Here is a 20970-nt window from a genome sequence, read left to right as displayed (position 1 = left end):
GCTCGGCCCTGCTGGCCGCGTTCCATCAATTCCGAATTTCGCCATCCCGACAAGCCGACACAAAGTCCACGGCGCGCCGGGCGGTCGCCTCGGCGTCCTGGCCCGGCCGATAGAGTGCGGAGCCGAGCCCGAAGCCGTCGGCGCCGGCGGCCCGGTAGGGCGCCATGCTGGCGACATCGATGCCGCCGACCGGAATCAGCCGGGCGCTGCGGGGAAGCACCGCCCGCCAGGCCTTGACCACGGCCGGCGGCAGGGCCTCGGCCGGGAACATCTTGACCGCATCGGCACCGGCGGCGAGCGCCGCGAAGGCCTCGCTCGGCGTCGCGGCGCCGGGCAGCGAGACGAGGCCGGCGGCCTTGGCGGCGCGGATGACGCCCGTGTCGGTGTTGGGCGAGACGATCAGCCGCGCGCCCGTTGCCGCGACCGCCGCGACCTCGGCGACGGTCAGCACCGTGCCGGCGCCGAACAGGGCGCGCCCGCCGAAGCGGGCCTCAAGCGCGCCGATCGTGACCAGCGGATCGGGCGAGTTCAGCGGCACCTCGATCAACCGGAAGCCGGCCTCGATCAGGCCGCCGACGATCGGCTCGGCCTCGTCGGGCCGGATGCCGCGCAGGATGGCGACCAGCGGCAGCGCCGCGAAGGCCTCGTCGAAGGTCATGCGGCGGCTCCGGGCAGAAGGTCGAGGACGCGGGCCAGCGCGACGAGGCCGTCGACGGCCGCATGGGTCGGTCCGGCGTGCAGGTCGAGGCCGATCAGGGTGGCGGCCGTGCGGTAGAGATCGACCAGGCGGGCGTCGCCGACCGCGACATGCGGCAGCGCCGGCTCGGCATGGGCGAGCGCCCCGGAGAATTCGGCCCCGATCAGCAGGCCCGACAGGTAGGAGGCGACCGCCTCGGGTGCCAGCCGGCCGGTCAGCGGCAGGGTGCGGGCGGTGAACAGCGCGTGGCTGAGCGCCGGCGTCGCATAGCCGCGCAGCACCCCGGCTGCGAAGCCGTCGGCATGGTGGGCGTCGCCCTCCGCCAGCCGGCCGAGGATCGTGTGGCCCTTCAGCGCAGCATAGAGTTCGCCGGTCATGAAGGTGCGGAAGCCGGTGATGCGGCCGGCGCGGACGGTGACCCATTTCGAGTGGGTGCCGGGCAGCACTACCTCGGCGTCGGGCAGGCTGCGGCAGGTGCCGAGCACCTGCACCTCCTCGCCGCGCATCACGTCGGGCACGTCATGGGCGTCGACATGGATCAGCCCGGGTACGAACAGGAGCGGGTGGCCGTCGAGCGTCTGGCGCAGGATGCCGGCGGCGAGCGAGATCGGATCGGCCGGCGTCGGCGCGTAGGGGACTTCGACCCAGCCGTTGCGGCTGCCGATCATGCCCGACAGCAGCACCGGCAGGCCGGGCGTCGCGGACAGCCAGGCGCCCGCCTGGCGGCGCAGCGTGCCGGCGAAATCGCCGCCCTCGACCTTCAGGATGCCGTCCGGCCCGGCAACTTCCGACAGGACGCTGCCGTCGCTGCCGATCAGGGCGGCGCGGAAGGACGAGGTACCCCAGTCGACCGCCACGAAGGCGGGACCGGAGGATGCGGAACGGGTCATGATCCGGGCGGCTCCCTGCTTTTTGTCCGAGGATAGCCTGCCGAAACGCCGCCGTCACGTCGTCTCGACGGCTCCCGCAGTCGCCCGGCCGGCCAGGAAGGCCCGCACGTCTTCCGCCCGGGGCATGGACGGCGCGGCGCCGGGCTTCTGCACCGACAGGGCGGCGGCGGCGTTGGCGGTCTCGAGCGCTTCGGCGAGGTCGGCGCCCGCCGACAGCCCGGCCGCCAGCGTGCCGACGAAGCAATCGCCGGCGCCGGTGGTATCGACCGGGACGACCCGGTGGCCGCCAAGTTCGATGGTCGCCTCTGCCGTGACCGCGACCAACCCCGCCGCGCCGAGGGTGACCACCACGGTCGACGGGCCGGCGGCAAGCAACGACCGGGCGCAGGTCCGGGCGTCGCCGCCGTCCGCGCCGATCCAGCCGGCGATCAGGTCGAGTTCGGTCTCGTTGACGATCAGGATGTCGGTCAGCGGCAGGAGATCGCGCACCGCGGGCGCGGCCGGCGCGGCATTGAGCAGGGTCTCGGCGCCGGCGGCCCGGGCGGCCGCAAAGGCCTCGGCGATCGCGGCTTTCGGGACTTCGAGCTGGGCGACGAGCCGGTCGCCGGACCCGACCAGTCCCGCTGCAGCGGTGCCGTCGACGGCCGCATTGGCGCCGGCCACGACCACGATGCAGTTCTCGCCCTGCGCCACCGTGATCAGCGCCGTGCCGGTCGAGACGCCGGCAACCGTCGCCACGGACGTGGTGTCGATGCCCTCGACGGCCATGCCGGCGACCAGGTCCGCCCCGAAGGCATCGGCCCCGACGGCCCCGACGAAGGCGACCTTCGCGCCCATGCGCGCCGCCGCGATCGCCTGGTTGGCGCCCTTGCCGCCCGAGAAGGTGCGGAAGGCCTCGCCCGCGATGGTCTCGCCGGGGCCGGGGAAGCGCTCGGCGGTGACGACGAGGTCCATGTTGATGGACCCCAACACGATGATCCTGGGCATGCGGGTCGGGCTCCTGCGCGGTCGGGATGGCGCATCGGACGAGATTCGGGTCGTTGAGGCAAATCGGATACCGGCGGGTCCCGGCCGTCTCAAGCCGGGGATATCAGAGCGGCGGCGGCATCGGGCCGCCCGACGGCGGCGGCATGCCGGTCCCGGGCGGCGGCGGTTGCACATAGGGCGGGCGGGGACCGGGGCCGCCCCCGCCGCCGGATCCCTGTCCGGGCGTTCCGGCGCCGGAGGTCCCGTTGGCTGCATTGCCCTGGTTGGTGGTCGCCGCGGCGGCGGCGCCCGCAGGTCCGCCGCCGGGCCGGTTGGCCAGGATCGGTAGCGCGAGCGGGGCGGCCGGAACCGGCCGACGGCCGGTCGGCTCGACGACCAGTTCGACCAGGCGCGGCATCTCCTGCGGGTTCGACCAGTCGGCCGAACGGTCGCCGGAGCCGGAGACCTGGACGAAGCGGAAGCGGTAGGGGCCGGAGAGGATCGTGGTCGCGGTGCCGCCGCCGCCGGGCGCGTCGAAGCCGGCCGGCGTCCAGGGCGACGTGCGGCGGATGACGGCCTCGCCGTCGTCGGTCCGCTCCAGGGTGATGGTGACCGTCTCGAAGCGGCTCGCGGCGTTGGACGACAGCGACGGGCGGACGAACCGGATCTGCCGGTCGTCGCCGCGATAGGCGACGGTCGGCGATTTCGGGTCGCCGGTGACCAGTGGGATGGCGCGGGCGGTATCCTCGGATAGGCGCAGGCTCGCGCGCATCCAGAGATCGGCATCCTCCAGGGACCGCTGCCCGGTCATCCAGCGTCCGAGGACGCCGGTCAGGAAGGGCATGGCCGCCACGATGAGGCCGACGGTGAGGACAACGGCCGCCAGCACCTCGACCAGCGAGAAGCCGGCGCGGCCGTGCGTGGCGGGCGGACGCTGTCTAGCGCGCGCCGGGGACGAGCTTGACGGTCTCAAGGCGGATGCTCCGGCCCGAGGGGGCTTTGACGACGACGGTGACGCGCAGCGGGATCGGCGGTCCGGAATCGGCACGCCCGGTCTGCTGCCCGCGGCTGCCGGGCTCGCCCGGCCGGGTCCCTGCCGCGGCGCCCGTGCCGAGAGTCTCGCCGCCGCCGCCATTGCCGGCGCCGGGGGCGGGTGCCGTGCGGGTCGTCGGGCCGGCATCGAGCGGGATCGACGGGGCGGGCGAGGGGCGCGGCTCGAAGTCGACGATCTCGGTGCCGATCGCATAGTCGAAGCTGCCCTGGCGTGCCGTGCCGCGGACCGGGACGGCGCCCGGCACGGCACGCACCCCGGCGATCAGGCTCTGCGCAAGGATCGTCGCCCCGGCGATCTCGGCCGGCGCGCGCGCCGCCGACCAGGCGGTCGAGAAGGCGCGCGACAGCACGGCGACCATCATCCCGGCGACCACGATGGCGGCCAGCACCTCGATCAGCGTGAAGCCCGCCTGCGGCTTGCGCGACACCGGATCGAGGGCGCGGGCCTCAGGCGCCATCGACGATCGCCACGTTGCCGGTCGCCCAGTTGACCCGGACGCGGAAGCTGCGCGCACCCTTGGTGAAGCGGATCACGCCGCCGCAGCTGGTGCCGTCGGGGCGGAACAGGATGGCGATGCGGCTGCCGTCCGTGGCGCAGCTGTCGCCGGCCAGCACGGCGAGGTCGATGTCGCGCGGCAGCCGCAGGGTCTGCGGTCCGGCGATGAAATCGCGCCGGCGGGTGTCGAACACGGCGCTGGTCTCCCGGCCGGAGGCGATCGCGTCGGTACGGGCATTGCGCAAGAGCGCCGCCGATTCGACGGCGACGGCCATCAGTCCGCTCGGCCCGGTGCCGCGCGCCAGGGTGGCCAGCGCCAGGACCATGCCCAGCCCGAGGATCACCATGGCGGGGATGATCTCCATCAGCACGAAGCCGGCGCGGCGGTCGGCCGTGCGGCCGTTGCGCGGCTCGGCGTCAGCGCTGCCAGTTGTTGAGATCCGCGGCACTGTCGGTGCCTCCCTCGCGGCCGTCGGAGCCGAGCGACACGATCTCGTAGGGGCGCCCCTGGCCCGGCGAGCGATACAGATAGGCATTGTTCCAGGGATCGCGCGGCACGCCGTTGCCGCGCAGGTAGGGGCCGTTCCAGGTCGCGGCATTGTTCGGCCGGACCATCAGCGCGTTGAGGCCCTCCGCGGTGGTCGGATAGCGGCTCATGTCCAGGAAGAACAGATCGAGGGCGTTGGTGAAACTCTCGATCTGGATGCGCGCGGTCTTGGTCTTGGCGTCGGACAACTGGTTGAAGACGCGCGGTCCGACGAGGCCGACCAGGAGCCCGATGATCACCAGCACGACCAGCATCTCGACCAGCGTGAAGCCCGCGCGGAGACGGTCGAGCCGCCGCGTGTCGGGGCGCCGTAATGCCGGCGGACGTCCGTCGCCGGGACGGGCGACCGGACCGGAGGGCCGGGAGAGGAATGTGCGGGTCGCCATGGGTCAACTCACCAGTTGGTTCACGCTCATCAACGCCGACATGATCGTCACCATCAGGCCGCCGATCACCACCGCGATGACGATGATGGCGATCGGTCCGACCAGGGCGCCGACGCGGTCGAGTCGCTCCGTCAGCTTCTTCTCGTAGAGCGCCCCGGCCTCCGACGCCACTGTCGCCAGTTCGCCGGTCTCCTCGCCGATGCGCAGCATGCGGGCGGCGACATCGGGCAGAAGATCGACCCGGCCGAGCGCCTCGGAGAGCCGGCCGCCGCGGCGCACGTCGTCGCCGACCGCCGCCACCAGGGCTTCGCCGTCGACCCCGACCACGCTTTCCAGAACCTTCAGCGCCTCCACCAGCGGCACGCCCTGCGACAGGAGCGTGCCGAGATTGGTGGTGAACAGCGCCGTCCGGCGCAGCCGCCAGATGCCGGAAATCAGCGGCAGCCGCGTCGCGGAGCGCACGAAGCCGTCGCGGATCGCCTTGACGCGGGCGGCGAGCAGCCCGCCCGAAAGGACGGCGATCGCGGCCCCGCCGAGAAGATCGGAATTCTCCGCCATCCAGGCCGAGAGTGCGAGCACCGTGGCGACCATCGAGCCCGGGGTCTGGCCGCTGTCGCCGATCAGCCCGGCGAATTGCGGCACCACATGGGTCAGGAAGAAGACCAGCACGCCGGCCGCCGCCACCAGCAGGAAGGCCGGATAGCGCAGCGCGCCGGTCACCTTGTCGGCCAGGATGTGGCCGCGCTGGCGCTGGGCGACCACGACGGCGAGCACCCGGTCGAGATGGCCGGTCGCCTCGGCGACGCGCGCCATGGCGACGATCTCGGGCGGGAAGGTGCCGGGATGGCGCTGCAGCGCCTGGACGAAGCTCTGGCCGGCGAGGACATCGGCCCGCAGGGTGCGGACGATGTCGCGCAAGCCGCCCTTCAGATCCTCCGAAGCCAGCAGCAGGGCTTCGTCGATGGTCAGCCCGCTCTTCAGCATCAGCGAAAGCTCGCCCAGAAAGGCCGTCACCGCGCGCGGATCGGCCCGCCGGGCGAACAGGCCGGCGCCGGTCGCCGCACCGAGCCGCTTCGCCTCGACCAGGATCAGCCCGCGCCGGCCGAGTTCGGACGCGACGCCGTTCTCGTCGGCGGCCTCGGTCTCGCCGGAAAGCGAGCGGCCGTCCATCGACATGGCGGTATAGGCGAAGCGGGCCACGGGCATCTCCTCCGGGCTCAGCGCAGGGCCGCGACGCGGAACACTTCGTCCACCGATGTGGTCCCGTCGAGGCAGCGCGCGCGCCCGTCCTCGATCATCGTGGTCATACCGGCCGCCCGGGCCGTCGTCTCGATCGCCTGGTCGTCGGCGCCGCCGAGAATCAGGCGGCGGATCGGCTCGTTGACCTCGAGCACCTCGAAGATGGCGCGCCGGCCGCGATAGCCGGTGCCGCCGCAGCGCTCGCAGCCGACCGGCTCGTGCACCATCGTGCCGGGCTCCAGGCCGATCGCGGTGAAGCGCGGGTTGATGTCGAAATCGTGCGCCTCCAGGCGCCTGGGCCTCCGGCAGTCCGGGCAGAGCAGGCGGACGAGGCGCTGGCCGACCACCGCGCGCAGCGAGGAGGCGATCAGGAACGGCTCCACGCCCATGTCGATGAGCCGGGTGATGGCGGCTGCGGCGGTGTTGGTGTGCAGCGTGGTCATCACCATGTGGCCGGTCAGCGAGGCCTGGATGGCGATCTTGGCCGTCTCGGTGTCGCGCACTTCGCCGACCATGATCACGTCGGGGTCCTGACGCAGGAAGGCGCGCAGCGCGGAGGCGAAGGTCAGGCCCACGGCGGTGCGCACCTGCGACTGGCTGACGCCGGGGATCTCGTATTCGACCGGATCCTCCACGGTCAGGATCTTGCGGGTCTGGTCGTTGAGGATCGAGAGCGAGGCGGCGAGCGTGGTCGTCTTGCCGCTGCCGGTCGGGCCGGTCACCACGACGAGCCCGTAGGGCATTTCGATCTGCCGGCGCAGCGCCGTCTCGTCGCGGGTCCGGAGCCCGAGCTGGGAGAAGTCGACCAGCTTTCCGGACCGGTCGAGCAGGCGCAGGATGACGGCCTCGCCGGTGGTGGTCGGCATCACGGCAACGCGGATGTCGTAGTCGCGGCCGCGGATCTTGGCGCGGGTGCGCCCGTCCTGGGGCAGGCGGTGTTCGGCGATGTTGAGACTGGCCAGGATCTTGATGCGCGAGACGATGGCGCGGTGCGGCACCCGCGGTGCGACGATCGCCCGCATGACGCCATCGACGCGCACGCGAACCTGATAGTCGCGCCGGGTCGGCTCGATATGGATATCGGTCGCCCGCAGCGAGACGGCGCGATCGAAAATCTCCTCCACGGCCCGGACCACGGGCGCGCCGCTGGCGAGATCGCGCAGTTCGTCGACATTCTCGGCGCCGGTCACGGGACCGGGTTCGTCCTCGCCGGCGACCGTCGCCTCCTGCGCCTCGCCCGCCCGCTCCAGCGCGATCTCGATCTCGTCGAGGCCGGCGATCTCGATCGTGACCGCGCCGCCGAGCGTCATCGCCACCGCATCGACCACATCGCGCTGGGTCGGGTCGACGACTGCGAGACGCTGCGCACCGGAGCGCAGGCGGTAGGGATAGATCCCCGATTCGGTCAGGAAGACGCGCGAGAAGGGACCGAGCAGCGGCTCGCCGGCCAGCATGGTGTCGAGGTCCGACCGCGGCAGGCCGTGCAACTCGGCAACCAGGTCGGCGAAGCGGCCCGGCGCGATGCCGGCGGCCTCCATCAGCCTCCTGTAAGGCAGACTGGTGATTTCTGTCGAAGGACCGGCAAGGCCGATCAGCTGATCGTTGCGGATCAGGCCCTTCTCGACGAGTTGGGAAACCAGAGAGGTCATTGGTCCCGCGTCCGAACGGTGCGACCCGAGCGACCCGGCAGCGGTGCGCGATCGGTCGATAGGCTGATACGAAGAGGTTAACAAGGAAGCAATGTCCACAGGCGTTTCCACGGTACCATGTTCGGCGAACGTTCCTGTCGGGGCGCTGACGCCGGAGCCCCGTCCTGGTCGGAGTCCGGCCGTTTTCGTGCCGTATCCGGCCGGGCGCGCCGATTTCGGGCCGATCTGCCAGGCCGTCGGGTCTCGCGAGTCCGCCTGGTGATTCGGATCGGGGAAGCGGCGGAGTTCTCCGCGGGCACGGCATCGTGCTAGTGAATATCAGGTCGGCGGGTGATCCCGCGCTCAGTCTGGCGGCTCGATTGATGGAAGAGGTCCGGTCCCTGCGTGAAACAAGGCCCCATTCTGGGCGCGGTTTCGCGCGATCGCGGTCTTTCGGCGGGCTTCTGGCCGCCGCGGGCCTGGCGCTGACGGCCCTGCTCGGGGCCTGTGCGAACGATTCGGGGAGTCTTCAGGACGCCTTCACGGGCTTCGGCAGCACGGATCTGACCGCCCGCAAGAACGACATCGGCGGCAAATACGGCACCCGTTCGGGAAACCAGGATACCCGCGGCCGGATCTACGGCGGCGAGGGACGGCCGGAACGGACCGGCAGCGTGGACGGTGCGGGCGGCGTGCCGGAAGGGTCGATCACGCAGGAGGGCGACGGCTTTCTGCTCAATTTCGAGAATGTCGAGGTCGCGGCGCTGGCCAAGTCGATCCTTGGCGACATTCTGGGCGAGAACTACACCGTCGACAGCCGCGCCACCGGCACGGTCAGTCTGAACTCGGCGCGCGCCGTGCCGCGCGGCCGTCTGGTCAGCGTCATGGAGACCACGCTCAAGGCGGTCAATATCGCGGTGACACGCGAAGGCGGCGTGTACCGGATCACGCCCTCGTCCGAGGCGATCGGATCGGGCCGCTTCGACTATGCGGCCGCGGGCGAGGGCTACGGTACCTCGGTCATTCCGGCGAAATTCGTCTCCGCACAGACGCTGGCGCGGGTGCTGGAGAGCTTCGCCTCCAAGCCGGGCGCGCTCAAGGTCGACGCCGGGACCAATCTGGTGCTGATCCAGGGGACGGCGGCCGAGCGGCGCGCCGCTCTCGATGCCGCCACCCTGGTCGACACCGACTGGATGCGCGACCAGTCGGTCGGCATCTTCCCGCTGGCCAATTCGTCGCCCGAAACCGTGATCGGCGAGTTGAACCGCATCCTGGATGCCGGGGAGGGCGGCGTCGGCCAGGGGCAGGTGCAGCTGCAGCCGATGAGCCGTTTGAATGCCATCCTGGTCGTCTCGAAGCGGCGCGACGCGATCGATATCGTGCAGCGCTGGGTCAAGCGGCTCGATCGGATCGATCAGGCGGCGGCCGGCGTGAAGGTCTATCGGCTGAAATACGGCCAGGCCAAGAATCTTGCGGCTCTGCTCAACGACGCCTTCTCGGGCCGCGGGTCCGGGCAGGGCGGCTCCGGCGCCGACAAGGACAGTCTCGAGCCGGTCGGCGGCGGCCGCGGCGGCACGCTGACCCAGTCGTCGGGCAGCGGCGGCAGCAGCGGCGGGTCGTCGGGCGGCAATGCGGTCGGCGGCAGCCGGGTCGGTTCGGCCTTCGCGGCCTTCCCGAATTCATCCGGCAACGGTGCGTCCGGCGGGGCGGCGACCGGCATGGGCACGGCCGGCGGCGGCAGCGAACTCGGCGCCGGCAACGGAGCGGCGGGCTCCGGCGGTGGCGGCGGCAGCCACGGGTCCGGCGGTCCCGGCTCGACCGTCCGCGTCACGGCGGACATCCCCAACAACACCCTGCTGATCTATGCCTCCGCGGCGGACTACAAGCTGGTCGAACGCACCATCCGCGAACTCGATCGCCCGCCCGTGCAGGTCGCCATCGAGGCGACCATCGCCGAGGTCAAGCTGACAGACCAGCTCAACTACGGCGTCCAGTTCTACCTGAAGAGTTCCGATCTCGGCGCCGGCGGCAATCGCGGCTCCGTCGGCGTGGCGGATACGGCCAAGCTCGCGCGTACGCTGCCCGGCTTCAACCTGCTGCTCGGTCCGAAATCCGAGCCGCGCATGGTGCTGGATGCGCTGCAGACGCTGACCAACGTCAAGATCCTGTCCTCGCCCTCCCTGGTCGTGCTCGACAACCAGCCGGCCGTTCTGCAGGTCGGCGATCAGGTGCCGATCACGACCCGCACGGCGACCTCGGTCGACAGCACCACGGCGCCGATCGTTAACAATGTCGAGTTCCGCGACACCGGCATCATCCTGCGCGTGATGCCGCGCGTGAACGCCAACGGCGTCGTGACGCTCGATGTCGAGCAGGAAATCTCCAACGTCGTCAATAAGGATAGCCAGTCCCTCACGCCGACCATCGCGCAGCGCCGGGTGCGCAGCCAGATCGCGGTGTCGAGCGGCCAGACCGTGCTGCTCGCCGGCCTGATCACCGAGCGGCGCGAGAGCAACCGCGAGGGCCTGCCGGGCCTGGTCTCGGTCAAGTTCCTGAACGAGATCCTGGCCTCCAACACCAAGACGGCCGAGCGGACCGAACTGATCATCTTCATCAAGCCGCAGATCATCCGCGATCAGGCCGACGCGCAATCGGTCGCCGAGGAGTTCCGCGACCGGTTCTCGGCCATGCGCCAGCCGCTGCGCTGAGCGCGGCGGCCGAACCTACGGGAGGCGGCAGGATGGCGTTGCCCGATGGGACCGCCCTGGAGGTCGGCGAGGCAGAACCGCCGCTGCGCCTGCGGGCCACCGACGCCTTGGCGGCGGCGCTGGGGGTGCTCACCCTGGCGGTGCTGCTGCCCCCCATGGAGGCGTTGTTCGCGGGCCTGTTCTGGCTGCTGGTCGTCGTCGTGGTGCGGTCCGATCTCGACCGCTATCTGATCCCGGATCCGGCGAGCCTCGGCATTGCGGCGACCGGGCTCGCCCAGGCCTGGTGGATCGGGGGCGGGACCGGCGCGGCATGGGCCCTGGCCCAGGGCGCCGGGGCCGGGGCGGCGGTGCTTGCGGTGAGAATCGCCTATCGCTGGCTGCGCGGCCAGGAAGGCATCGGCTTCGGCGATGTGAAGCTCGCCGCGGCGCTCGGCCTGTGGCTCGATCCGTTCGCCCAGGCTCTGGCACTGCAACTGGCCGCCATGGCGGCGCTCGGCGTGGTGCTGGCCGCCCGTGCCCTCGGCGGAAGAGGCGATCCGGAGGCCGCGGGCGGGATGACCCTGGTCCCGTTCGGCGCCTTTATGGCACCGGCCGGTTTCGCCGTCCATGTCTGGTCCCTGGCGGTTCCGGACGGCTGGGGGGGCTGGCCGTGAAGGGGTTGCTTCAGACGGGACGGTTGGCCGCGGCGCTCCGGGCCGCAAGGGCAAGCCGCGGGGCCGTGCTGTTGATGGTGCTGATCTTCGGGGCCGCCGCCTCCAGTCTCGCCGTCACCGCGATGCGTTCGTCGTCGGCCGGCGTTCGGGCCGCGACGGTCTATCTCGACGAGGTCCGGGCCGAGGAGCTCGGCCGGGCGGCGGTCGACCTGATCGCGGCCCGCCTGGCGTCCGGAGAGCCCGGCGTCCGTCGGGCCGGCGCCTTCGCGGTCCCGTTCGCGGATGCGGTCGTCGAGGTCGCCTATATCGGCGAGACCGCCCGGATCGACCTCAACGCCGCCACGCCGGAACTGCTTGCCGCCCTGTTCCAGGTCGCCGGCGCCAGCCCGACCGAGGCGCGCCTCTATGCCGACCGCATCGTCGACTGGCGCGATCCGGACGATGCCAAGCGGCCGTCCGGAGCCGAGGCGGAGGACTATGCCCGCGCCGGGCTGCCGCCGCCGGGCAACCGCAACTTCGTGCATCTCGCCGAACTGGATCAGGTGCTCGGCCTGCCTGCCGGTATGCGCCAGGCGATCGCCGGCGCCGTGACGGTCGCCTCCGGCAAGGCCGGCGTCGATCCGACGATCGCCGGCCGCCTGGTCGTCAAGGCGCTGTCGGGCGGCGAGGAGCGCCGCGCCGATACCTTCATCGGCCGCCGCGGCGCCGGCTTCGAGCGGCGCGAGGACATCGTCGCCGCCTTTCCGTCTTCGAGCCGCGCCTTCATCGATCTCGATCCGGGCCGGGCCGTGCGCGCGACGATCCGGGTCCTTGTGCGCGGGCGCTTCGAGCGGCGCTTCGAGGCGGTGGTCGGGTCGGAAGGAGGCGGAATAGACGTGCAGGTGGTTTCCTGGCAATCCTATCCGGGGTCGTGAGGATGCGATCAACGTCCGGATCTGGAAGGCTTCGTCAAGACATTCGGGCGATGCTCCGCGGGGAGCGGCAGTCGTCGCCCGGTCGGGAACAGGCATGCTGAAATCGATCGACCGTTTCGCCCGCTGGTGGGTCGACGGCCTGGCCGACCTCATGGTCGCTGCCGGCCGCGGTCGTTCGGCCGGCCGCGCCGTGGCGATCCGACCCGAAGCCGGAACGGCCGGCGCCTGGACGGTCGAGGACGGCACCCGCCACGGCCGCATCACGGTCGGTGCCGACGGCCTGGCCTTCGAGCCGGTCGATCTGCCGGCCCGGCTGGAGGGAGCCGCCGTCGCGGTCGACATACCCGAGGCGTGGCTGTTCCGCCGGGCGCTGGAGCCGGTTGCCGCACAGAGCGCGCCCTATCTCGATGCCTTCGTGCGCCATCACGTCGAGCGCGTGACACCCTGGCGGGTTGGGGACACCTACTACGGTGTGGAGACCGAGCCGCTCGCCGAGGATCCGAGCCGCCTGTCCGTGCGGCTCGGCGTGGTGCCGCGCCCGCTGGTCGCCGGTCTCGTCGAAGGACTGCGCCGGCTGAACCCGCGCCGGCTCGATCTGAGCGCCGCCGGGGACGCCGGCCGTTTCGCCATCACGGTGGCGGCGGATGCGGATGGCGGCCGGGTCGTGCCGCGCCGCATCGCCGGGACCGCGCTGGCCGTTCTGGTGATCGCGGCCGTCGCCGGCGTGGTCGCTGCCTCCTGGACACAGGAATTGACCGAGCAGAGCGCCGCCGATCTCGATCGGGCGATTGCCGAGCGGCGCGATTTCCTGCGCACGGCGATGGAGCGGACCCGGCCCAAGAGCGATCCGGCCGAAGGCCTGCGCGCCCAGCGTTCGGCGACGCCGCCGATGGTGCTGCTGGTCGACCAGCTTGCCGCGGCCCTGCCGGATCAGGCGCATCTGACCGATCTGCGGATCGAGAAGGGCCTGATCCGGATGTCGGGCGTCGCCGAGGATGTCTCGGCCCTGATCCCCGCCCTGGAGGCCTCGCCGAGCTTCCGGTCGGTCGCCTTCTATGCGCCGTCGACCCGGTTGCCCTCCGGCAGCGGCGACCGCTTCTATATCGAAATGCGCATCGAGCCGGTCCGATCGGCGGAGGCGGTGCGATGATGGCGGCATCCGGGACCGGTGCGGGCAAATCGCGCCAGCGGCTGCTGGCCGGCGGCCTGTTCGTCGCCCTGGCGGCGGTGGCGGCGGGTTCGCTGCTCTGGGCCTGGCAAGTCTATGAGGTGCAGCAGGCCGAGATCTCCGCCAAGGCCGAACTGCTCGACAGTCTCAAGCGGCATACGCCGCAACGGCTCGGTCAGGCCCGGCCGGGCGACATCGACCGGCGCGATCCCTACCTGGCGGGCGAAAGCGAGACCATCGCGGCGGCCAACATGCAGCGGCGCATCCGCGGGCTGGTCGAGACCGCGGGCGGACAGGTCTTCTCGTCGCAGTTGCTGATGAAGTCGGAGGGCGACACGGCGGACCGGCGCATCGAGCTGCAACTTGTGTTCGAAGGCCGGATGGAGGCCGTCCAGGCGGCCCTGTTCGAGATCGAGACCGGTGCGCCGTTCGGCTTCGTCGACGAACTGGCCCTGGCGCCGGCGCGCAGCGAACAGGTCGGCGATCCGGCGGAGGCCGGCCGCGTTCTGCGCACCACGCTGACGGTCAGCGCCTACTGGCGGAAACCGTCATGAGCCGGGGCCGCCACCCGCTGCCGGCGCTGTCGGTCGTGGTCCTGCTGGCCGCGATGATCCCGGCCGCACCCGGCTGGGCGATCTCGATCGAGACGCTGACCCTCGATGGCCTGTCGGCGACGCGCGACCGGCCGCTGTTCGTGCCGAGCCGGCGGCCACCGCCGCCGCCGCCTCCCGCGGTCGTCGCGCCGCCGCCGGTCGCCGTGCTGCCGGCCGATCCGGGCCCGCCCGCGCCGGAGCCGGTGGTGCCGCCGACCGCCGTGCTGACCGGCGTGATTGTCGGCGGCGAGACCCGCATAGCCGTGTTTCGCGGCGATGACGGCAAGCCGCTGACCGTGCGCCAGGGCGAGGAGATCCAGGGCTGGACGGTCGCCGAGATCCAGGCGCGCTCGATCACGCTCGAGCAGAATGGCGAGCAGCTGGAACTGGCCCTGAAGCCTCCGGGCGAGGCGCCATAGCGCGGCGCGGGACCGCGCCGGTCCCCAGTCAGTCGATCGGCGGGGCGACGAGGCGCCGGTAGAGGTGCCAGGTCGTATGCCCGAGCACCGGCAGGGTCAGCAGCAGACCGAGAAAGCCCGGCAGGATCGAAAGGGCCAGCAGCGCGACCACCACGGCCGCCCAGGTCAGCATGGGCACCGGATTGGTGGTGACGGTGCGGACGCTCGTGATCATCGCGGTGATGAAGTCGAGATCCCGGTCGAGCAGGAGCGGAAAGGCCACCACGGTGAGCGAGAAGAGCACCACGGAGAGCACCGCGCCGACGGCATGGCCGACCGCGAGGAACATCAGCCCCTCCGGCGTGGTCAGCACCACGTCGAGGAATTCGTGCAACGATGCGAAGGACTTGAAGCCCAGGAACAAGGCCAGCAGCATGCGCACCTGGTACATCCAGACCAGGAACACGAACAGCGTGACGAAGGCCATCCAGCCGAGCTCGCGCCGGTGCTGGTCGTAGACGACGCCGAGCACGGACCCGAACGAAAGGGCCGTTCCCGCCTCGCGGCGCCGGCTGACCTCGTAGAGCCCGACGGCCACGAAGGGGCCGATCAGGGCGAAGCCGGCCGCGATCGGATAGGGCAGCCAGCCGATGCCGAAGGCGAAGGCCGCGGTGACGATGCCGATCCCGCCGAAGGCATAGATCGCCCCGAAGAACAGCCCGTAGAGCGGCGCCGCCTGGAAGTCGCGCAGGCCGAGCGCGAGGGCTTCGAAAATGTCGGACAATGCGATCCTGCGCACGATCGGGTCGCGCCGGATCGGTCCGGCCTCGCTTTCGCCGGGTACATCGGACATGGCGGGCCCCTCCCGTGACGCTGCCTCCGGCGCCACTGTCGGCCTTCGCGCGGCACCCGGCAAGTCCGGGTCGATCGGGACGGCAAGACTACGCAAGACCGGCCCGACGGCGACGGGACCGCACGCAAAAAAGAACCGGGGCTTTCGCCCCGGTCGAGTTTGCCTCCGCTGGGAGGGATGGTCGGGGCACCCGGCACCGGCCTGGGAGGGGTTGCGGTACCGGGTCCCGTCAGATCTCGGGTCTCACTCGGCGGCGAGACGGCCGGTGTCGCCGAGCGCGCCCGAGGCCTTGATCTCGTCGATCGCCTTGGGGTCGAACTTCAGCACCTGCGTCAGGACCTCCTCGGTGTGCTCGCCGAGCAGCGGCGAACGCACGACCTCGGTCGGGCTGTCCGACAGCTTGATCGGGTTGCCGACCGACAGATACTTGCCGCGCACGGGGTGATCGACCTCGACGATGGTGCCGGTGGCGCGCAGCGACTCGTCCTCGGCCAATTCCTTCATCGACAGGATCGGGCCGCAGGGGATGTCGTACTGGTTCAGGATCTCCATGGCCTCGAACTTGGTCTTGGACATGGTCCAATGCTCGATGCGCTCGAAGATCTGGTTGAGCCGCGGCAGGCGCGCCTTCGGCTTGGCGAAGAGCGGATCGGTCTTCCAGCCGGGTTCGCCGATCACGTCGCAGATCGCCTCCCAGACCGGGGCCTGGGTGATGAAGTAGATGTAGGCGTTCGGGTCGGTCTCCCAGCCCTTGCACTTCAGGATGCGGCCCGGCTGGCCGCCGCCCGAATCGTTGCCGGCGCGCGGCACCGCATCGCCGAACGGGATGCCCTCGCCGAACTGGCTGTATTCCTCGAGCGGGCCGTGGTCGAGGCGCTGCTGGTCGCGCAGCTTGACGCGGCACAGGTTGAGAACGCCGTCCTGCATCGCGCAGGTGACCTTCTGGCCGCGGCCGGTATGGGTGCGCTGGTAGAGCGCCGTCACGATGCCGAGGGCGAGATGCAGGCCGGTGCCGCTGTCACCGATCTGGGCGCCGGTGACCAGCGGCAGGCCGTCGCGGAAGCCGGTCGTCGAGGCCGAGCCGCCGGTGCACTGGGCGACGTTCTCGTAGACCTTGCAATCCTCGTAGGGGCCCGGGCCGAAGCCCTTGATCGAGGCCACGATCATGCGCGGATTGAGTTCCTGGATGCGTTCCCAGGTGAAGCCCATGCGGTCGAGCACGCCGGGGGCGAAGTTCTCGACCATCACGTCGCAGGTCTTGACCATCTCCTCCAGGACGCGCTTGCCCTGCGGGTTCTTGGTGTCGAGCGTGATCGAACGCTTGTTGTGGTTCAGCATCGTGAAATAGAGGCTGTCCGCACCGGGCACGTCGATCAGCTGGCCGCGGGTGATGTCGCCGGAGCCGGGCCGCTCGACCTTGATCACGTCGGCGCCGAACCAGGCCAGCAGCTGCGTGCAGGTCGGACCCGACTGCACATGGGTGAAATCCAGAATCTTGACGCCTTCCAGGGCTTTGACCATGGGAACCTCCCGGTTCGTGTCGCTGTCGGTAGGGCCGAGGCTCTTCGGCCTCGTTGCGGCCGCCTCATCTGACATAAGGTATACCACCCATGTCGGAACGGCCAGGGACGAAGACCGGCGCCCGATTGTCTCAGGCGGGCCGGTATGGGCGGACGGGTCGCCCGCCCGTCGGCGCGTCGGCGCCGGAACCGGGCAGTCGGCCGGGTCGCGCCGTGCGGCGACCCGGCCGTTGCGTCACTTGTACATGGTCTGGTTCTTGGTGCCCGGCGCGTACTCGTTCGGGTCGACCCAGATGTTGACCACCGCCGAGCGGCCGGTGCGGGCGATCGCCTCGCGGGCGCGGCGCAGGGCCGGCTGGATCTCGGAGGCCTCGCGGACCTCCTCGCCATGGTTGCCGAGCATGTGGGCGAACTTGGAGAATTCCACGTCGCCGAGCTTGTTGCCGACATTGCCGCGCTGCTCGCCATATTTGGCGATCTGGCCGTAGCGGATCTGGTTCATGGCCGAGTTGTTGCCGATCACGGCCAGATAGGGCGCGTTGAACCGGTCGCAGCTCTCCATGTCGAAGGCGGTCATCGAGAAGGCGCCGTCGCCGTAGTAGCAGAGCACTTCCTTGTTCGGATTGGCCAGCTTGGCGGCCAGCGCGAAGCCGGTGCCGACGCCGAGTGAGCCGAGCGCACCCGGATCCATCCACTGGCCGGGGCCGCGCGGACGCACCGCCTGGGCCGAGATGGTGACCACGTCGCCGCCGTCGCCGATATAGATGGTGTCCTCGCCGAGGAACTCGTTCAGTTCGTAGGCGACCCGGTAGGGATGGATCGGGCTCTGGTCCGACTTCAGAAGCGGGAGCACCTTCTGGTAGGCGACCTCTTCCTGCTCGGCGAGCATCTTCATCCACTGCTGCCGCGCCTGGCGCTTGTCGTTCTTGATCCGGCCCGAGCAGGCCTCGAGCACCGCCTTGCAGACCGCGCCCGGATCGCCGGCGATGCCGAGATCGATATCGCGGTTCTTGCCGACCATGTTGTAGCCCTGGTCGATCTGAACGAGCGTCGGCACGTTGATGCGCTTGCCGTAGCCCATGCGGAAGTCGAACGGGGTGCCGATGATGACGACCACGTCGGCCTTGGAGAAGGCCAGCGTGCGGGTGCGGTCGAAATGGTGGGGGTCGCCGGGCGGCAGCAGGCCGCGCGAGGCGCCGTTGAAGTAGCCCGGGATGTCGAGGCCGCGGATCAGCGCGATGGCCTCGTCCTGGCCGCGGGCGGCCCAGACCTGCTGACCGAACAGGATCGCCGGACGCTCGGCATTGACCAGGATGTCGGCGAGCCGCTCGATGTCGGCCGGGTCGCCGATCGAGCGGACCGAGGCGCGGTAGTGGCCGGGCTTCGGCAGGACGGCGCGCTCGTTGGGGATTTCCCGGTCGAGCACGTCGCGCGGGATTTCCAGATAGGACGGTCCGTAGGCGCCGGCGAAGCATTCGCGCGCGGCCATGGAGACCATGTCGGCGATGCGCTCGGTCGACATGACCGTCGAGGCGAACTTGGTGATCGGCTTCATCATGTCGACATGGGGCAGGTCCTGCAGGCCCTGCATCTTCCACTGCGACAGGGCCGACTGGCCGCCGATATGCAGCACCGGGCTCTCGGACCGGAACGCGGTGGCGACGCCGGTGACCGCATTGGTGCAGCCCGGGCCGGCGGTGGTGACGACGCAGCCGAGCTTGCCGGTCTGGCGGGCATAGCCGTCGGCCGCATGGGCGGCAACCTGCTCGTGGCGCACGTCGACGATGCGGATGCCCTCGTCGAGGCAGCCGTCATAGATGTCGATGATGTGGCCGCCGCACAGCGTGAAGATCGTGTCGACGCCCTCGGCCTTCAGCGCCTTGGCGACCAGATGGCCGCCCGAGATGACGCTGCCGTCCTTGGTCTTGGCCTTCAGGGTGTCGTCGGCCGTGGACATGCCGACCGCGGTCGGCATCGTAGCGATGGTGGCCATGAGCGTTCTTCCTCCGATATGTCGTGCCGGCCCGCCTTCTTGTCGGTCGGGTCCCTGGCGGCGCTCAAGTCTGGTCAGGAGCGACTTCCCCCGCTTCCGTCGCACCGGCTCGCGGGGCGACCTGTCCCCTTCGGGGATCGGCGGCAGGGGCGTCACTTTGCCGCTTCCGAGGCGTTTTGTGGCATGCCAGATGCCAAGTGTCAACGAAGGCTGTGCGAAATGCATTGCAGCAATGTTTGTGCATTGCAGAAACGCATGGTCAGGCTTGCGGCATCCCGGCTGGCTCGGTGGTATCTGGCATGCCAATATTCAGCATGTTCACGACGACGCCGCCTGAACCGACGCCGTCCAACAGGAGCCGAACGCCATGTCGACCATTGCCACCCTGGGCTATCGTCATCCGTCGCTCGCCGACCGCGCGGTCGCGGGTTTCCATGCCTTCCTCAAGGCGATCGCCGCCGCCGACCAGCGCACCGGCCGGACCGTGCCGTTCGGCCTCTGATCGGCCCGTTCTCTGTTCCGCCCGTCCTCCCCGGGCAGACGACCGCAATCTTCTTCCTCCCCGACTTGATGGCCTCGGACAGTGTGTCTCACTGTCCGGGGCTTTTCTTTGCCCGAACCGACGATAAGGTCCGGGACCGACATGGGAATCCGTGATTTCGACGGCTTCGGCGGGCGACCGTGCCGGCGCCTGTGGTGCCTGATATTGTGAAAATGCATATCAGACATGCAAAAATAGACATGCCACCAAAACTGCGCGCAGCGCCGGGGCCTTAAGGCCCCGCGCACCCGGCTCGGCACTCCAATCGTTTGAATTTTTCCAGGACCGGATTGCGGTCGGCGTCTCCGACCCCATTGCAACGCTGGCATACATCATACCAAGATGCCGCCGAGCGGACGGCAGAAGACCGTCCAGCACCAGAACAAATCGACAAACACGAGGGACGGACATGCCCATATCGGCACAGGGAGAGGCCGCGTCCGCGCGCGTCAGCGACGGATTCCGGTGGACCCAACTCGTCATCGGCGTGGTCTGCATGACCATGATCGCCAACCTTCAGTATGGTTGGACCTTCTTCGTACCCGACATCCAGAAGCAGTTCGGCTGGAACCGCGATGCGATCCAGTGGGCCTTCACGCTGTTCGTGCTGTTCGAGACCTGGCTGGTGCCGGTCGAAGGCTGGTTCGTCGACAAATACGGCCCGCGGGTCGTCGTGGTCTTCGGCGGCGTGCTCTGCGCCGTCGGCTGGGTGATCAATTCCTATGCGACCACGCTGACCATGTTCTATGTCGGCCAGGTCGTCGCCGGCATCGGTGCGGGCGGCGTCTACGGCACCTGCGTCGGCAACGCGCTGAAGTGGTTCCCGGACAAGCGCGGCCTCGCCGCCGGCATCACGGCCGCCGGCTTCGGCGCCGGCTCCGCGCTGACGGTCGCCCCGATCCAGGCGATGATCGCCGACAAGGGCTTCCAGGCGGCGTTCTTCTCCTTCGGCATCGGCCAGGGCGTCATCGTGGTGATCATGGCGATGTTCCTCCTGTCGCCGAAGGCCGGCCAGGTGCCGCCGCCGGTGGTCAACGCCGCCGTCGTGCAGACCCGCCGCAACTATTCGCCGGCCGAGGTGCTGCGCCAGCCGATCTTCTGGCTGATGTATTTCATGTTCGTCATCGTCGGCGCCGGCGGCCTGATGGTCACCGCCAACCTGAAGCCGATCGCCGCCGACCTGCATATCGACAAGACCCCGGTCACCCTGATGGGTGTCACCATGGCGGCCGTGACCTTCGCGGCGACGCTCGACCGCATTCTGAACGGCCTGACCCGTCCCTTCTTCGGCTGGGTCTCGGACAAGATCGGCCGCGAGAACACGATGTTCATCGCCTTCGGCATGGAAGGCATCGGCATCTACCTGCTCTATCTCTGGGGCCACGATCCGGTCTGGTTCGTGCTCCTGTCGGGCTTTGTGTTCTTCGCCTGGGGCGAGATCTACTCGCTGTTCCCGTCGACCTGCACGGATACCTTCGGCTCGAAATTCGCCGCCACCAATGCCGGCCTGCTCTATACCGCCAAGGGGACGGCCGCCCTGCTGGTACCCTTCGCCAATGCCATGCAGCAGAGCCACGGCACCTGGGATGCGGTCTTCCTGATCGCCGCCGGCGCCAACATCCTGGCCTCGCTCCTGGCGATCGCCGTGCTGAAGCCCTGGCGGGCGGGCGTCATCCGCAAGGGGCAGGCCGAAATGGGTCCGATCGGCGCCGCCGCCTGATCGCCGT

The 20970-nt window shown here is 70.2% G+C and carries 20 protein-coding genes; 8 read left to right on the top strand and 12 right to left on the bottom strand.

What is annotated here, in order from left to right; translation table 11 throughout:
• Window positions 1-25: 25 nt before the first annotated feature.
• From KL771_RS09220 to KL771_RS09180, 9 genes are all read right to left on the bottom strand, one after another.
• Complete coding sequence (locus tag KL771_RS09220; RefSeq protein WP_261968249.1) at window positions 26-658, bottom strand: 2-dehydro-3-deoxy-6-phosphogalactonate aldolase; 633 nt, start codon at window positions 656-658, stop codon at window positions 26-28.
• Window positions 655-1587, bottom strand: a complete 933-nt coding sequence (locus KL771_RS09215) for a 2-dehydro-3-deoxygalactonokinase (protein ID WP_261968248.1) — start codon at window positions 1585-1587, stop codon at window positions 655-657. The genes KL771_RS09220 and KL771_RS09215 overlap by 4 nt, the downstream gene beginning before the upstream one ends.
• Before the next feature lie 54 nt (window positions 1588-1641).
• Window positions 1642-2574 carry a ribokinase gene (locus tag KL771_RS09210; RefSeq protein WP_261968247.1) on the bottom strand — a complete coding sequence of 311 codons (933 nt, stop codon included), beginning with the start codon at window positions 2572-2574 and terminating at the stop codon, window positions 1642-1644.
• A 103-nt stretch (window positions 2575-2677) separates the two neighbouring features.
• Complete coding sequence (locus KL771_RS09205; RefSeq protein ID WP_261968246.1) at window positions 2678-3526, bottom strand: PulJ/GspJ family protein; 849 nt, start codon at window positions 3524-3526, stop codon at window positions 2678-2680.
• Window positions 3492-4064, bottom strand: a complete 573-nt coding sequence (locus KL771_RS09200; RefSeq protein WP_261968245.1) for a type II secretion system protein — start codon at window positions 4062-4064, stop codon at window positions 3492-3494. The genes KL771_RS09205 and KL771_RS09200 overlap by 35 nt, the downstream gene beginning before the upstream one ends.
• Window positions 4054-4551: a GspH/FimT family pseudopilin gene (locus tag KL771_RS09195; RefSeq protein ID WP_261968244.1), complete on the bottom strand. Its 498-nt coding sequence runs from the start codon at window positions 4549-4551 to the stop codon at window positions 4054-4056. Before KL771_RS09195 ends, KL771_RS09200 begins: the two co-directional genes overlap by 11 nt.
• On the bottom strand, window positions 4520-5035 hold the full coding sequence (gene gspG / locus KL771_RS09190) for a type II secretion system major pseudopilin GspG (RefSeq protein ID WP_261968243.1): 516 nt from the start codon (window positions 5033-5035) through the stop codon (window positions 4520-4522). Before gspG ends, KL771_RS09195 begins: the two co-directional genes overlap by 32 nt.
• 3 nt (window positions 5036-5038) lie before the next feature.
• On the bottom strand, window positions 5039-6235 hold the full coding sequence (locus KL771_RS09185; RefSeq protein ID WP_261968242.1) for a type II secretion system F family protein: 1197 nt from the start codon (window positions 6233-6235) through the stop codon (window positions 5039-5041).
• 17 nt (window positions 6236-6252) lie between these two features.
• Complete coding sequence (locus tag KL771_RS09180) at window positions 6253-7923, bottom strand: GspE/PulE family protein (protein ID WP_261968241.1); 1671 nt, start codon at window positions 7921-7923, stop codon at window positions 6253-6255.
• Between the two features lie 362 nt (window positions 7924-8285).
• On the opposite strand from KL771_RS09180, the gene gspD reads away from it, so the two are divergent.
• From gspD to KL771_RS09150, 6 genes are all read left to right on the top strand, one after another.
• On the top strand, window positions 8286-10610 hold the full coding sequence (gene gspD, locus KL771_RS09175) for a type II secretion system secretin GspD (RefSeq protein WP_261968240.1): 2325 nt from the start codon (window positions 8286-8288) through the stop codon (window positions 10608-10610).
• Window positions 10611-10642: 32 nt separating this feature from the next.
• The gene (locus KL771_RS09170; RefSeq protein WP_261968239.1) at window positions 10643-11263 is read left to right on the top strand and encodes a prepilin peptidase; all 621 of its coding nucleotides are present in this window, start codon (window positions 10643-10645) and stop codon (window positions 11261-11263) included.
• Window positions 11260-12177 carry a type II secretion system minor pseudopilin gene (locus KL771_RS09165; RefSeq protein ID WP_261968238.1) on the top strand — a complete coding sequence of 306 codons (918 nt, stop codon included), beginning with the start codon at window positions 11260-11262 and terminating at the stop codon, window positions 12175-12177. Before KL771_RS09170 ends, KL771_RS09165 begins: the two co-directional genes overlap by 4 nt.
• 94 nt (window positions 12178-12271) lie before the next feature.
• On the top strand, window positions 12272-13327 hold the full coding sequence (locus KL771_RS09160; RefSeq protein WP_261968237.1) for a PilN domain-containing protein: 1056 nt from the start codon (window positions 12272-12274) through the stop codon (window positions 13325-13327).
• The gene (gene gspM / locus KL771_RS09155; RefSeq protein WP_261968236.1) at window positions 13324-13899 is read left to right on the top strand and encodes a type II secretion system protein GspM; all 576 of its coding nucleotides are present in this window, start codon (window positions 13324-13326) and stop codon (window positions 13897-13899) included. The genes KL771_RS09160 and gspM overlap by 4 nt, the downstream gene beginning before the upstream one ends.
• Window positions 13896-14357: a hypothetical protein gene (locus KL771_RS09150; RefSeq protein ID WP_261968235.1), complete on the top strand. Its 462-nt coding sequence runs from the start codon at window positions 13896-13898 to the stop codon at window positions 14355-14357. Before gspM ends, KL771_RS09150 begins: the two co-directional genes overlap by 4 nt.
• 28 nt (window positions 14358-14385) lie before the next feature.
• Here KL771_RS09150 and KL771_RS09145 read toward each other — a convergent pair whose 3' ends face one another.
• The 3 genes from KL771_RS09145 to KL771_RS09135 all read right to left on the bottom strand — a co-directional run bounded on the left by KL771_RS09145 (window position 14386) and on the right by KL771_RS09135 (window position 18702).
• A complete protein-coding gene (locus tag KL771_RS09145) occupies window positions 14386-15189 on the bottom strand; it encodes a DUF2189 domain-containing protein (RefSeq protein ID WP_261968234.1) in 804 nt (267 codons plus the stop codon).
• Between the two features lie 243 nt (window positions 15190-15432).
• On the bottom strand, window positions 15433-16710 hold the full coding sequence (gene frc, locus KL771_RS09140; protein ID WP_054359797.1) for a formyl-CoA transferase: 1278 nt from the start codon (window positions 16708-16710) through the stop codon (window positions 15433-15435).
• 234 nt (window positions 16711-16944) lie between these two features.
• Entirely contained in the window at window positions 16945-18702 is a 1758-nt protein-coding gene (locus tag KL771_RS09135) for a thiamine pyrophosphate-binding protein (protein WP_261968233.1), read from the bottom strand.
• A gap of 367 nt (window positions 18703-19069) precedes the next feature.
• Here KL771_RS09135 and KL771_RS09130 point away from each other — a divergent pair, with 367 nt between their 5' ends.
• Together KL771_RS09130 and oxlT are read left to right on the top strand one after the other, a co-directional pair.
• Window positions 19070-19204, top strand: a complete 135-nt coding sequence (locus KL771_RS09130) for a hypothetical protein (protein ID WP_261968232.1) — start codon at window positions 19070-19072, stop codon at window positions 19202-19204.
• 448 nt (window positions 19205-19652) lie between these two features.
• Window positions 19653-20963 (top strand): oxalate/formate MFS antiporter, encoded by a 1311-nt coding sequence (gene oxlT, locus KL771_RS09125; protein ID WP_261968231.1) that lies wholly within the window; start codon window positions 19653-19655, stop codon window positions 20961-20963.
• The last annotated feature ends 7 nt before the right edge of the window (window positions 20964-20970 follow it).

The sequence above is a fragment of the Prosthecodimorpha staleyi genome (genome assembly GCF_018729455.1).
GTDB classification, from domain to species: Bacteria; Pseudomonadota; Alphaproteobacteria; order Rhizobiales; family Ancalomicrobiaceae; genus Prosthecodimorpha; species Prosthecodimorpha staleyi.
The sequence above is the reverse complement of the archived record's forward strand: the minus strand, read 5'-3'. Positions and strand labels throughout refer to the sequence as shown.

Excerpts from the sequence above, each read along its gene's own strand:
- gspD (WP_261968240.1), top strand. The coding sequence starts at position 8,286 with ATGGAAGAGGTCCGGTCCCTGCGTGAAACAAGGCCCCATTCTGGGCGC.
- KL771_RS09200 (WP_261968245.1), bottom strand. The coding sequence starts at position 4,064 with ATGGCGCCTGAGGCCCGCGCCCTCGATCCGGTGTCGCGCAAGCCGCAG.
- KL771_RS09135 (WP_261968233.1), bottom strand. The coding sequence starts at position 18,702 with ATGGCCACCATCGCTACGATGCCGACCGCGGTCGGCATGTCCACGGCC.
- KL771_RS09220 (WP_261968249.1), bottom strand. The coding sequence starts at position 658 with ATGACCTTCGACGAGGCCTTCGCGGCGCTGCCGCTGGTCGCCATCCTG.
- KL771_RS09130 (WP_261968232.1), top strand. The coding sequence starts at position 19,070 with ATGTCGACCATTGCCACCCTGGGCTATCGTCATCCGTCGCTCGCCGAC.
- KL771_RS09180 (WP_261968241.1), bottom strand. The coding sequence starts at position 7,923 with ATGACCTCTCTGGTTTCCCAACTCGTCGAGAAGGGCCTGATCCGCAAC.
- frc (WP_054359797.1), bottom strand. The coding sequence starts at position 16,710 with ATGGTCAAAGCCCTGGAAGGCGTCAAGATTCTGGATTTCACCCATGTG.
- gspM (WP_261968236.1), top strand. The coding sequence starts at position 13,324 with ATGATGGCGGCATCCGGGACCGGTGCGGGCAAATCGCGCCAGCGGCTG.
- oxlT (WP_261968231.1), top strand. The coding sequence starts at position 19,653 with ATGCCCATATCGGCACAGGGAGAGGCCGCGTCCGCGCGCGTCAGCGAC.
- gspG (WP_261968243.1), bottom strand. The coding sequence starts at position 5,035 with ATGGCGACCCGCACATTCCTCTCCCGGCCCTCCGGTCCGGTCGCCCGT.
- KL771_RS09160 (WP_261968237.1), top strand. The coding sequence starts at position 12,272 with ATGCTGAAATCGATCGACCGTTTCGCCCGCTGGTGGGTCGACGGCCTG.
- KL771_RS09150 (WP_261968235.1), top strand. The coding sequence starts at position 13,896 with ATGAGCCGGGGCCGCCACCCGCTGCCGGCGCTGTCGGTCGTGGTCCTG.
- KL771_RS09210 (WP_261968247.1), bottom strand. The coding sequence starts at position 2,574 with ATGCCCAGGATCATCGTGTTGGGGTCCATCAACATGGACCTCGTCGTC.
- KL771_RS09145 (WP_261968234.1), bottom strand. The coding sequence starts at position 15,189 with ATGTCCGATGTACCCGGCGAAAGCGAGGCCGGACCGATCCGGCGCGAC.
- KL771_RS09170 (WP_261968239.1), top strand. The coding sequence starts at position 10,643 with ATGGCGTTGCCCGATGGGACCGCCCTGGAGGTCGGCGAGGCAGAACCG.
- KL771_RS09215 (WP_261968248.1), bottom strand. The coding sequence starts at position 1,587 with ATGACCCGTTCCGCATCCTCCGGTCCCGCCTTCGTGGCGGTCGACTGG.